Here is an 11,818-nt window from a genome sequence, read left to right as displayed (position 1 = left end):
GCCGATTTGGAAATCGGCGTTACATTCCGAGACCTTCACGACTCCGAGAACACGGTACTCTCAAGTTGGTATGATTGCGATTGTGGATACGGGCACGATCACGAACAAGGGGCGGCGAGGAGATGTTCGGGGCGTCGCAATCAGGCGCGGCCGATGCTGTAATAACGGAACCCATGACCGGCGAGGACTTTGGGATTGTAGAGATTGCGCCCGTCGAAAATGACCTTTTCGCGCATGAGCGAAGCGATGCGGGCAAAATCGGGGTTGTGAAATTCGCGCCATTCGGTGGCGATGACAAGCCCGTCGGCGCCTTCGAGCACCGCGTAACTTTTGGCTCCGACCAGAATGCGGTCGCCATAGATCGCGGCCACCTTGCGATTGGCCACCGGATCGTACACGGCCGCCGAAGCCCCGCCTTCGAGCAAGGCGTCGAGCACACGCAATGCGGGGGCATGGCGGATGTCGTCGGTACGGGGTTTGAAACTGAGTCCCCAAATCGCGAAGCGCCTGCCGGTCACCGATCCGCCATAATGTCGGAAGATGCGATCAATGAACATTTGAACCTGGCGGTCGTTGACGGCCGACACGGCGTCGAGCATGTCGCAGGGGATGCCCTTGTCGCGCGCGAATGTCGCGCAGGCGACAACGTCCTTCGGCAGACACGATCCGCCAAAACCCAGCCCGGGGAACAAATAGGTCGAACCGATCCGGCTGTCGGCCATGAGTCCTTCCCGAACCTCCCCAATGTCGGCGCCGTATGCCTCGCAGATATTCGCAAGTTCGTTGATGAGCGAAATGCGCGCGGCCAAGGTGACGTTGACGGCATACTTGGTCATTTCGGCGCTGCGGACGCCCATGCAGAGGATCGGCTTTCCGGTGCGCATGAACGGCGCATAGAGTTCCTTCATGATTTCCTGCACACGGACGTCTTCGCAGCCGATGAGCACGCGGTCGGGGCGCATGAAATCGTCCACCGCCGCGCCTTCCTTGAGGAATTCCGGGTTCACGACCACGTCGAACGGCTGCGAGGTCAGGCTCGCGACGCGTTCGCGAACCTTGTCCGCCATGCCGACGGGACAGGTGCTCTTGAGCACGATGATATGGTAACCGCGCATCGCCTGCGCCACTTGTTCGGCACAGGCCATGACCTCGGACACGTCCGCGTGGCCGTCTTCAAGCGAAGGCGTGCCGACACAGATGAACACGAGCAGCGAATTTTCGACGGCCGTGTCGAAATCGGTCGTAAAACCAAGACGCTCCTCCTCGATATTGCGTTTCATCAATTCTTCGAGTCCCGGCTCATAGATCGGCAACTGGCCGGCCCGCAACGCCTGGATGCGTTCCTCGTCGCGATCCACGCAGGTCACAAAATGACCGTTTTCCGCCAGACCCGTCCCCACAACCAGACCGACATAACCCACACCGACCACCGCGATTTTCATGGATGTATTCCTCGGCAAACCTTTTCAGAAATGCGCCAGCGTATCGTTTCGCGATGCGACCCGCGCCGCGACAGACGGAACCGCCGGTTCCCGTTGGATTCCATGCTATCATGCCTTCCCGTCACGCGCAACAACTTGAGGCGTTTCAAAATGCCGGTTACTCTTTTGGCTTGGCCTTCCAGATGGTGCAGTACAACAGCATCGAAACGATGGCCGCGCCGAGCCACCAGCAATAGGCGGCATGAAAATCATGAACGACCTGCCCGTGGACGGTCATCTTGCCGGCTTGAATGAGCCGTCCGCTGACGAAGTCCTGCACGGATGCACCGATGTAACTAAAGAAACCGATAAAGCCCATGGCGGCGCCCGCCGCGCGCTTCGGGCACAAATCAATGGCAATCAATCCCCCCAGCAGCACGAGCAATCCGCCGAGGCCGAATCCAAAGAGACTCAGGCCGATATAGTGAACGAGGCGATTGTCGCGGAACAAACGCAGTTGGCCGCCGTCGGTCAGAATCCGGTAGTCCTTGCCCAGCGGCCAGCCGCCGTTTCGGATTGTCCATATCGTGCGGTCTTTTTCGGTCTGTTTGGTCAGGTCCGCATCGGCCCGCAGCGCGACATGGCGTTCGGCCAGCGCGTAGCGCAGGACCGGCGCGATGGGTCCCGCGCGGAGTTCCCCCGCCAAGTCCTCATTGAGCGTCGCCACGTAATTGGTGGGCGAAAAAAAGAGGATCAGCAGTCCCATAATTTGAATCAGCCCATATCCCAGCGTGGTGGCGCCCCGCCGCGCCTTGAAAAAGACATCGGAAATGATCCCGCTGAGCAGGGTGCCGGCGGTTTCGGAAATTTTCGCCACGAACAACAGCGTGCCGGCGCCGACCAGCGTATATCCCTTGTCTTCCTGCAAATACAGGATGCCCCAACTGTTGATACCGTACCGGGAAATATACATGGCCGCGCTCGACAGGCCCAACACCCAGATCACGGGATTTCGGATGACTTCCCATTGCACCCGACCGACCGGCGCGTTCGCCAGATGCGCATCGGGCGCGTGATCGTTCTTGTAGTCCGACACGAGGGGCAAACCGTAGGTGCGCGGGCGATCCGCCATCGTCCAGAACAGAATCGCGGCCACGACAACGCCGAGGCCTCCCGAGGCCCAAAAACCGTACCGCCAGCCGAACGAGGCGATGATGGCCGCAATGACGAGAAACGCCACAGCCTCGCCCAGTCCGTGCGATATGCTCCAGATGCCGTACCGCGTGCCGCGTTCGCGGTTGCTGAACCATTGCGACAGCGACACGCCGCACGGCGCGGATCCCATGCTCTGGAACCACCCGTTCAATCCCCACAACAGCACAAACAGCCAGAAGTAACGGTTGAATCCGAACAGGATGACCAGCACGCCGCTTCCCAGCAGGCCGGTCGAAAAAAACCGCGCGATATTGCTGCGATCGGCCAGAAAACCGTTGAAAAGTTTCCCAAACGCATAGGTCAGCAGGAGCGCCGAACCGATCCGGCCCATTTGATCCGCGTTGAGAATCCCGTCCTCGAGCATGGGTTTCTTGGCCACGGAAAAAGCCTGGCGGCACACGTAAAAGAACCCGTAGCCCAAGGTGATGGACAGAAACACGGACCAGCGGCGCCATTCGTACTCGCGGCGGATGGCCGCCTGATCCGCCATAATCGGCTGATCAGGCCGGGTCCGGTAGAAATCCAGCACCCTCCCAATGACACCCATCACGAAATCCTCCAGAACAGATGCAAACTGGACGCCGGAACCATCCGGGCCAACGCGGGGCCAATCGTACCGAAAATGCGTTGCAAACGGAAGCGGATTCGATCCGGCATTTTGGGATGCTCCATCCAGGGAAACAGTCCAAGACCGGTTTCCGGCGGATGGCCCAACCGGCGAAACTGCGTGAAATCCGCCTTGCGAAACGTCTTGCGCACGCGGCGGCTTGTCGTGAAATGTTCGAGTTGCTGCGGCTGCCAGCGCCGGAACGGCGCCCATGTGTCGGGTTCGTATGATCCGAACCGTTCGCACCACCCTTTGACGATTCCCGCCATGTTCGCATAGTTCGGAACGGACAAAAAGACAAAGCCGCCGGGCCGAAGCACGCGGCGGAATTCGCGCGCCGCGGCCACGGGTTCCGGAAAATGTTCGAAGGCGTCAATGCACAGAACCGCGTCGAATGCCTTGTTCCCGAACGGCAGGTAAACGGCATCGGCAAGCGCCAGCGGAAATCCGCCGCGCCCGGCGACCAGATCCGTGCCCGCGTATTCGCCGCCCAAGTCGCGCACGACGTCCGCCAGAAAACCGCGCCCGCAGCCCACGTCCAACACACGCCGCCCGCGCAGATCAATCCCGAGCGCGCCCCAGACCTGCATGATCAATTTCGCGTTGACGCCGTCCACGCCGCCGAACGGCGAACTCACCATGAGCGGGTTTTCCTCGTAATATCGCCGGACGGCGTTGCGCGTGTCCGCTTTTCGCTCCGGGGCATTGTGTGTTGAACCCGTCATAAGCCCCACCTTTCACGGACGACGGTGCAAGCGGGTTCGGACGGTGGACGACGGCCCCGAACTCGGACACGCATCCCGTCTGTCCCCATCAGTACCATATCGGTTTCCGCGTAAACCGGCTGCCCATATACACCGCCAAGGGCCGCGCCACGGGAAAAAGGAAATCCGCGGTCGTATGGAGGCGTCCGTATCGGACCTCGCGCAGCCACTGGACATATTTGCGCGGACTTGCAAGATCCATGAACAGGTCCCATTCGGAATAGGGGCATCCCATCAGTTTGAGGGAGTAGCCTTCGTTCCGGCAGCGGCGCCACAAGGCGCCGATCGAGTAATTGTGATGATGCAGCACCGGGGCATCGCTCGGAAACGCCATACCAAAGCCCGCCCGGACCAATTTTCGCTGAAATTGGAAATCCTCCCCCGTGGGCTGCTCGTCGAACCGGAGTCTTTCCCAAACACGGCGGGGAACCGCCGAGTTCGCGAAACTCAGCCCGCGCCCGTATCGCGATACGAATGCGCGGATTTCGCGCGTGAAATAGAAATACCCGTTGCGTTCCCACGGGAACTGGGGGAACCCGCGATCGGGATCCGGCACGGACGAACCGCAGGAAACGCCCATGCCGGGATCCTCCAGCGGACGGATCAGGTTGTCGAGCCAGTCCGTGCGCATCGGGATGGCGTCCTGCGAAAGATTCACCATAATCGGCGCGGCGGATTGCCGATAGGCAAAGTCCCGCGTCCGACCCCAATTGAACGTCTCGCGCGGTATTTCAACCAGCCGCACTGGATACCTGCGCAGAACGTCCTGGGATCCGTCGGTCGAACCGGAATCAACGGCCAGAACCTCGAAGCGCCGTGTGGTGTGCTGGGCAAACACCGCATCGAGCAGGCGGGGCAGGAGTCCGCCCGCGTCGCGAATTAGGATCGCGACACACACATCGCACGTTTCGGATGGCGCGTTCATGCCGCACACTATAACCGCCCGGACTTTCGGGAGACAAAATCCCAAGAAACAGTCCGAAGGCTTGGCTTTTTTCGCCGGCTGTAGTATACTCTTGACAAATAAGGGAACTTTTTCGCCCGCAAGGGCATTCGATAAGGAAAGAACAGGATTGTCCCGGAACAAGGACAGCCAGCGCGGTATGGCGGAACGCATGCAGAATGCGGCGGTGAAGCAATCCGAGGCGCGTTTTCGCGTAATCGGCTCGGAAACGCCCCCCTTGCGCGAATTGGGCGATGAAGCCCTCATGGCGCTGCATGCCGACGGTTCGGAAGAGGCTTTCGCCGAATTGGTCCGCCGCCATCAAAAAGGCGTTTTGAATTACATGTACCGCATGTTGCAGAACCGCCATGTGGCGGAAGAACTTACGCAGGAAGTTTTTATGGCGCTGGTCAAGAATGCCCCGAGGTACCAGCCGACCGCGAAATTCACGACCTACCTGTATGCGATTGCGTCGAATATCGTGTCCAAAGAGTGGCAACGGACGAAACGGCGACCGAAACTCTTCAGTTTTTCTTCGTTTTTGGGCAACCATTCGCATGACGAAGACGAGTTCGATCCCTTGGAGCATGTGGGCGACAAACGGACGTCGGTCTTGGAGGATTTTCAGCGCGTCGAGATTTCCGAGGCGGTAAACGCGGCGCTTAAGCATCTACCGGAGCATCAGCGCGAGGCGTTTGTCCTGTTGCGCTTTCATAATTTGCCTTACGAGGAAATCGCGCACATTACGGATACACCGGTGGGCACGGTGAAATCGCGTGTGGTGCGCGCGGAACGCGCGTTGCGTCCGCTGCTGGAAAAGTTCAGGGAATACGTGTAAGGGCGTTGCGGGATGAAATGGCATCCGGGCAAGCATGACCTGATGGCCTATGCGGAAGGCCTTGCGGATCGTCGCGGGATCCTGTCTGCCAAGGTGGGCGGGCATGTGTCCGCCTGCCCGACGTGCATGGCGGAGGTCCAGCGGATGCGGGCTTCCTTCGAGTTGCTTCGCCGTTCCGGCGAAATCGAGCCTTCCGAAGACTTTACCACGCGTGTCCTGCTTGCGGCGCGGGAGCAACGCACCGCGATTGAATCACGGCGGCAGCGCCGTTCCCGCATTCGTCCATTGGCCAAGGGTATGGCCTACGCGGCGGGCGTCCTGTTGGTGGCCATGGCCGTATTCAAGGCGGCCCTGAACGCGGCGCCGAACACGCCGTCCCACTACGCCACGGCATCGGAACCCGTGGAAGAGGCCGTACTTTCCCCCGACGCCGTCCTCCGGGCCAGCGCCGAGGTCCAAGCGCTAGCGGCGGCCGTGCAATCCGTTTCCTCCCGGCGATTCAGTCCGGTCGAAATCGAGCGCCGCCGGACCGTGCAGGCGCTGAATACCGATATCGAGGCGGCCCGAGCCGCGCTTCAGCGCAATCCCGGCTGTCTGCGCGCCAGCCGGGTCATGGACGCCAATCTCCAGCGTCAAGCGCAGGCGTTGCGCGCGCTATATCTTCAAAGCAGCCTGTGATGGTTCGAGAAAGCCGGGGGAGGTCCTTCCGAGGGAAAAGAACAGATGGCGGCGTGTTCATGACGTGTCGAAAAACCGATAGACAAACGGCAGGCCTTTCATGGCGCCTCGTCTGCCTGCTTGTGGTCTCCGGCTTGTCCGTCGCCGGCAACGCCGCGGCGCAGGGCAATCTGATGGACCGCGTGGGATCGGTGTTCGACGGCGTTGCCCGCGGCCTCGATTTTGTCGGGCGGAAAACTCAGGATCTGCTGGGGCCGGGGTTGGGCTTCGGCCATGGCGAAGAGGGCGGCTTCGTCGAATCGCGCGAGTTTGAAGAGCGCTACCCGGTTGCAGGCGGCGTCCATGTGTCGGTGTCGAATGCGTTTGGCGGCATCCGCGTGGCCACATGGGATAATCAGGTGGTCCAGATTGTGGCGCGCATCGCCGTTCGCGCGGAAACCACCGCCCTTGCCCGTGAACTGCTCCAAGGCATTTCAATCAATGTAATCGCGGCCACGAACCGTATCGAAGCCGAAACGGCTTTTCCAAATCCGCGATCGGACATGGGCAAACTGACCTATGAGGTCAACTACGAACTCCTTGTTCCCAAAGACGCCCAGGTGACGGCCCGCAACGATTTTGGCGATACCCATATCGCCGGCGTCGGCGGCGCGATCGTCTTGGACGTCCGTTACGGCGCCGTGGAACTGCGCGACATCATGGGCCGCGCCGAAGTACGCGCGCGCGGTGAATTTCCGGTCGAAGTCCGGAATCTGCACCAAGGCGGCATTTTCGATCTACACGGTGCGCGGGCCGTGTTTCGTAACGTGGCCGGCTCGCTCAAGGCCGCCAATTTCCGGGGCGGCATCGAACTATACGAAGTGCCGGAAGGCGCTGAAGCGGATATCGCCTGCGAAAGCGGATCGATTACGTTCTGGATACCGAAGGACAAATCGCCGCCGTTCAGCGCCACGGCCCTGTTTGGCGACGTGCAGTCCGATATTCCCCTTTCACGGGCCGCGGAGCAGGGATTCGTAAGCGCGCGATCGAACGACGCGGAAGAGCCGGTTCGCATTGCCTTGCGAACGTCGTTTGGGGACATCGCCATCAAAAAAACGGATTCGACATCCGGCACGACTTCCGATGCCGTCGCCGCCACAACCTCCGGACAGCCTTTCAAGGAGGTTCTGACGCTGGCGGAAACCATCCCGGACGACGGAAAAGTGATTGTCGAAAGCATGGCGGGCGATGTCCGCATCGTCGGCGCCGATGCATCCGGATTGCGGGCGACGGCCACCAAATATGTCCGGGTCCAATCGCAGCCCAATGTGCGCGCCGCCCTTCAGGCGCTCGACGTTCGCGCCACGCGCGGGGAAGGCGGCGCCATTTCCATCCGCACCGGCGCAACCGACAACATGGCCGCACTCGGATGCACGGTCTATCGCGTTGACCTCACGATCGAATGCCCGCGAGGCGCTTCCCTGCAAGTCCAGGCCCAAGACGGCCACACCAGCGTCGAAGGGCTGGGCGGTACGGTGTCCGTCGTTCAAAATGCCGGCGCCGTTGCCGTCGAACACGTCAAGGGCGCGATCAGCCTGGCCAACCGAAAAGGCGACATCCGGGTGAGCGCGTGCGCAGGTCCCGTGGAGGCTTCCGCATCCTATGGCGAAATCGCCTTGAAAGACGTGTATGGAAAAACAACGGTCGAGGCGTCGCAAGCCCGAACGACCATCGAATCGCCGCATGGGGAAATCGTAGTGCGCGCGAAAGGCGGAGATGTACGGGTGTTGTCGCTCGATACCGTTCCCGGAAACTACGATATCCGCGCCGAACAGGGCAGCATCGGCATTCTTCTCCCGCCGGGAACCGATGCCGCCATCGCCGCCACGGCCGAAAACGGATCCGTTCATTCGGGCATCCCCCTGACGGGCAGCATCCGCAAGGATTTTCAGGAATTTGTCAAGGTGGGATCGGGACCCTTTCGGATAACGCTCCAAACCAAAAACGGCGATATCGCGATCAATTGAAGGGGCGGTTGCAGGCGGCTCTTTCGCTGAGGACGAAGGGGATACGGGGGATGAAATAGACTGCTGTCCGGTTCCATGTCATCCATCAGGCTTGCCGGTGCGGGCCGGCCGGTTCTTCCCCGGTTTCCGGGCCGTACAACAATTCCGGCAATCGTTCCACGAATGCGCGAATCTCGTCGCGAACCCGGCGGTAATGTTCAAGGGCTTCCTCGTCGCTCGCGGCGTATTGCGCCAGCGCGACAGGATCCTCGAAACGCGCATGCAGCCGACGCGGGCCGCCGGGAAACGTTGGACACCGCTCGTCCGCGTTTTCGCACACGGTAATCACGCAATCAAAACGGGCATGACCCAAATCCTGAATCCGCTTTGAACGGTAGGCTGAAATGTCCACGCCCGCCTCAAGCATCACACGCACGGCCACACGGTTGAGCCCGTATGCCGAAATACCCGCCGAATAAGCCTCGATACAGCGATGTTGCAAGTGGCGCGTCCATCCTTCGGCCATTTGGCTCCGGCAAGAATTGCCGCTGCAGATAAACAGAACCCGTTTCGGAGCCGACATCGTCATGGTTTCCTTTTCATCGTTCCACAATAACAAAATTGCGCCGGATGCACAATGGCAAAGGCATCGCGGAGGCGTCGCAATCACAAGTCCACGGAAGCGGTACAGGCCGCCCAAATTTTTACTTGAAAACTGAATATATATTCAGTATACTTGGGTTGTCTTTGGGAGGGCTGAACCATGAAGACGAACGAGTTGATTCGATATGCGGTGCCGGTCGAAATCCTGGATATCTGGCGGCAAACGGAAAGCGAGGACTTGCTGCCGCTGCAGGAGATGGCTATCAAACAGTACGGGCTGTTCGGGGCGGAAAATCTGCTGATCCAGGCGCCGACGAGTTCGGGCAAGACGTTCGTGGGCGAGATGGCGGCGGTGCAGGCGGCGTTGAGCCGGAAACGGGCGGTATACCTCGTGCCGCTGAAGGCGCTGGCGGAGGAGAAATACCGGGAGTTTCGCGCGAAATACGAGCCGTACGGATTCAAGGTCATCGTTTCGACGCGGGATCGCCGGGAATTCGACACGCAACTCGAGCAGGGCGAATTCCAGATCGCGGTGGTCGTATATGAAAAACTCTCGCAATTGCTTGTGCGGCGTCCGGAGCAGTGCGGCGAATTGGGATTGGTCGTCGCGGACGAACTCGAATTGCTGTCCGATCCGGAACGCGGAGCGCTGGTCGAGATCCTGCTGACGCGGCTGCTCCAGGCCGGCACGCGGATAATCGGGTTGTCCGCGGTCATTGGCCGCGCCGGGGAATTGGCCGAATGGCTGCGCGCGCGGCTGCTGTATTACGAGCGGCGACCGGTTGAGTTGCGCTACGGCGTTCTCCACAAGGGCGTCTTTCAATACCGTACGCACAACGACCGCCAGAACGGCGAGGAGGAACTGGTCAACATCGTCGGACAGGCCACATGGGACGTGCTGGCCGAAAACGTGCGGATGCTGGCCGAACGCGGCGAATCGTGCCTGGTGTTCGTGAAGGCGAAACACGAGTCGCGCCGCGCCGCCGAGGTGCTGTCGCGCCGGCTGTCGCTGCCCGCAGCGCGGGACACGATCGAGGCGCTGCGGGATCTCGAATCCACGCGCTCGCGCAACGGACTGCTCGACACCTGCGCGAACGGCGTCGCTTTCCACAACGCCGACTTGTCCCCCGAAGAGCGCCAGGCGGTCGAAGCAGGATTCCGCGCGGGCGAAATCAAGGTCATCGTCTCGACGGGCACGCTGGCCGCCGGCATGAACCTTCCCGCGCAAAATGTGTTCATCTCCGCGGAAAAATGGCAGTACGACGACCGGATCAACATGCCGTGGAAAACGCCGATCCTGCGGGGCGAATACGAGAACATGGGCGGGCGCGCGGGCCGCTACGGCGCGGGGCACGCCTTCGGGCGATCCATCCTGATTGCTCTGACGCCCTTCGACCGCGAGAGCCTGTGGCGACGCTACGTCGAGGGCGAACGCGAACCGATCGAGCCGCGTCTGGCCAAGGACTCGCTCGAAAACCATATCCTGCGCCTGGTGGCCGCGCGTTTTTGCCGCACCGATTCCGAACTGCGGCAGTTTCTCGAAGGCACGCTCACCGCGCACTGGGTATGGCGCAAGACGCTGTCGCCGGACGAAATCGCATGCCGCATCCGCACCGCCAAGAACCGCGCGGCGGATGCCGGCGCCATCCTGAGCGATCCGGATCGCGGCCGCCTCGAACCCACGCCGTTCGGGCTGGCCGTGGCCTCGACCGGCATCCTGATCGAAACCGGGCGCGACCTCGAACATTGGATTCTCGAATCGCAGCGGCGGGTCTGGAGCGACATTGATCTTCTGCTGGCCGCCGCCATGACGCGCGACGGGCGGAGCCTCGCGATGGCGTTGACGGCCCAGGAATACGAACACGCGGATTACATCGGCCAACTCAAGCATATGACCGAAATGGACGATATCGCCGCCGACGTGCCGATGAATCGGCTGCGCCACGGTTCACCGATGCCGTTTTTCGATGAAATGCGGGCGGTCAAAACGGCGTTGGTCCTGGCGGACTGGATCGATCATGCCGCCGTCGCCGATATCGAGGACCGTTACCGGGTCATGGCGGGCCAGATTCTTGCCGCCGCCGATCAAATCGCGTGGCTGATTGACGCAGCGGCCGCCATCGCCACGGCCATGGGCGCTTCCGAAACCTTCATCGAACGCGTTGCGGCGCTGGCGAAACGGGTTCAGCACGGCCTGCGGGACGAGGCGCTTCCCTTGGCGCAACTCGCCTTCCCCGGGCTGAACCGTTCCGCCCTGATTGCCCTGACCTCGCGCGGCCTCGACACGCCGGAGGCGCTGGCCCGCGTCGCGCCGGAAACGCTGCAAGGCTGGCTGCCCGCGCACACGGCGCGATTACTGAAGGAATGGGCGATCGGGGCGTCCGGCGGAAAATCCGGCCAACCGGCGGCGTCCCGCGAACCCGTGCTTGTCATAGATGATCGCCACCCGGCCGAAATCCTGCTCGACGGCATCCATATCCGCTTGCAGGAAAAACAGTACCGGCTGATCCGCGTCCTTGCGACGGCGCCCGGCGAGTGCATCCCGTACGACACCGTGTACAAAAAAGTTTGGGGCGACACCATCGTCAACGAATCGCAAATGAGTTTTCAGAAGCGGAAACTGCTGTCGCGCATCGCCGAACACCTGCCGGATCGTTCCGAACTCGTGATGACCGTGCCCAAGCGCGGATTCGTCCTCGCATTGCCGCCCGAAGACGTCCTGTTGCGCACCCGCGCGGTCCCTTCAATGATATAGATAGGGAAC

9 protein-coding genes are annotated in these 11,818 nt (G+C 61.2%); 4 read left to right on the top strand and 5 right to left on the bottom strand.

Annotated elements, in window-relative coordinates:
* Positions 1-140 precede the first annotated feature (140 nt).
* From P5540_08785 to P5540_08770, 4 genes are all read right to left on the bottom strand, one after another.
* Positions 141-1,442, bottom strand: coding sequence for a UDP-glucose/GDP-mannose dehydrogenase family protein (locus P5540_08785; protein ID HRT64912.1), 1,302 nt, complete (start codon positions 1,440-1,442; stop codon positions 141-143).
* Between the two features lie 157 nt (positions 1,443-1,599).
* Positions 1,600-3,183: an MFS transporter gene (locus P5540_08780; protein ID HRT64911.1), complete on the bottom strand. Its 1,584-nt coding sequence runs from the start codon at positions 3,181-3,183 to the stop codon at positions 1,600-1,602.
* A complete protein-coding gene (locus P5540_08775; GenBank protein HRT64910.1) occupies positions 3,183-3,968 on the bottom strand; it encodes a class I SAM-dependent methyltransferase in 786 nt (261 codons plus the stop codon). Before P5540_08775 ends, P5540_08780 begins: the two co-directional genes overlap by 1 nt.
* A gap of 88 nt (positions 3,969-4,056) precedes the next feature.
* Positions 4,057-4,932 carry a glycosyltransferase family 2 protein gene (locus P5540_08770; protein ID HRT64909.1) on the bottom strand — a complete coding sequence of 292 codons (876 nt, stop codon included), beginning with the start codon at positions 4,930-4,932 and terminating at the stop codon, positions 4,057-4,059.
* 148 nt (positions 4,933-5,080) lie between these two features.
* Between P5540_08770 and P5540_08765 the strand changes: the two genes are divergently transcribed.
* From P5540_08765 to P5540_08755, 3 genes are read left to right on the top strand one after another with little or no spacing between them, the layout of a single operon-like run.
* The gene (locus tag P5540_08765) at positions 5,081-5,788 is read left to right on the top strand and encodes a sigma-70 family RNA polymerase sigma factor (protein ID HRT64908.1); all 708 of its coding nucleotides are present in this window, start codon (positions 5,081-5,083) and stop codon (positions 5,786-5,788) included.
* Between the two features lie 12 nt (positions 5,789-5,800).
* Positions 5,801-6,466: a hypothetical protein gene (locus tag P5540_08760; GenBank protein HRT64907.1), complete on the top strand. Its 666-nt coding sequence runs from the start codon at positions 5,801-5,803 to the stop codon at positions 6,464-6,466.
* 59 nt (positions 6,467-6,525) lie between these two features.
* On the top strand, positions 6,526-8,472 hold the full coding sequence (locus P5540_08755) for a hypothetical protein (protein HRT64906.1): 1,947 nt from the start codon (positions 6,526-6,528) through the stop codon (positions 8,470-8,472).
* Positions 8,473-8,557: 85 nt separating this feature from the next.
* Here the strand turns inward: P5540_08755 and P5540_08750 are convergent, their stop codons facing one another.
* Positions 8,558-9,034 carry an arsenate reductase ArsC gene (locus P5540_08750; GenBank protein ID HRT64905.1) on the bottom strand — a complete coding sequence of 159 codons (477 nt, stop codon included), beginning with the start codon at positions 9,032-9,034 and terminating at the stop codon, positions 8,558-8,560.
* Between the two features lie 180 nt (positions 9,035-9,214).
* Between P5540_08750 and P5540_08745 the strand changes: the two genes are divergently transcribed.
* Positions 9,215-11,809: a DEAD/DEAH box helicase gene (locus P5540_08745; protein ID HRT64904.1), complete on the top strand. Its 2,595-nt coding sequence runs from the start codon at positions 9,215-9,217 to the stop codon at positions 11,807-11,809.
* Positions 11,810-11,818: the final 9 nt, after the last annotated feature.

It is taken from the genome of Candidatus Hydrogenedentota bacterium (assembly GCA_035450225.1).
Taxonomy (GTDB): Bacteria; Hydrogenedentota; Hydrogenedentia; order Hydrogenedentales; family SLHB01; genus DSVR01.
This window is presented reverse-complemented; position numbering and strand designations above follow the sequence as displayed.

What these genes read in the sequence shown, in the direction of transcription:
- P5540_08760 (HRT64907.1), top strand. Translation starts at nt 5,801, where the DNA reads ATGAAATGGCATCCGGGCAAGCATGACCTGATGGCCTATGCGGAAGGC.
- P5540_08745 (HRT64904.1), top strand. Translation starts at nt 9,215, where the DNA reads ATGAAGACGAACGAGTTGATTCGATATGCGGTGCCGGTCGAAATCCTG.
- P5540_08755 (HRT64906.1), top strand. Translation starts at nt 6,526, where the DNA reads ATGACGTGTCGAAAAACCGATAGACAAACGGCAGGCCTTTCATGGCGC.
- P5540_08750 (HRT64905.1), bottom strand. Translation starts at nt 9,034, where the DNA reads ATGTCGGCTCCGAAACGGGTTCTGTTTATCTGCAGCGGCAATTCTTGC.
- P5540_08785 (HRT64912.1), bottom strand. Translation starts at nt 1,442, where the DNA reads ATGAAAATCGCGGTGGTCGGTGTGGGTTATGTCGGTCTGGTTGTGGGG.
- P5540_08770 (HRT64909.1), bottom strand. Translation starts at nt 4,932, where the DNA reads ATGAACGCGCCATCCGAAACGTGCGATGTGTGTGTCGCGATCCTAATT.
- P5540_08780 (HRT64911.1), bottom strand. Translation starts at nt 3,183, where the DNA reads ATGGGTGTCATTGGGAGGGTGCTGGATTTCTACCGGACCCGGCCTGAT.
- P5540_08775 (HRT64910.1), bottom strand. Translation starts at nt 3,968, where the DNA reads ATGACGGGTTCAACACACAATGCCCCGGAGCGAAAAGCGGACACGCGC.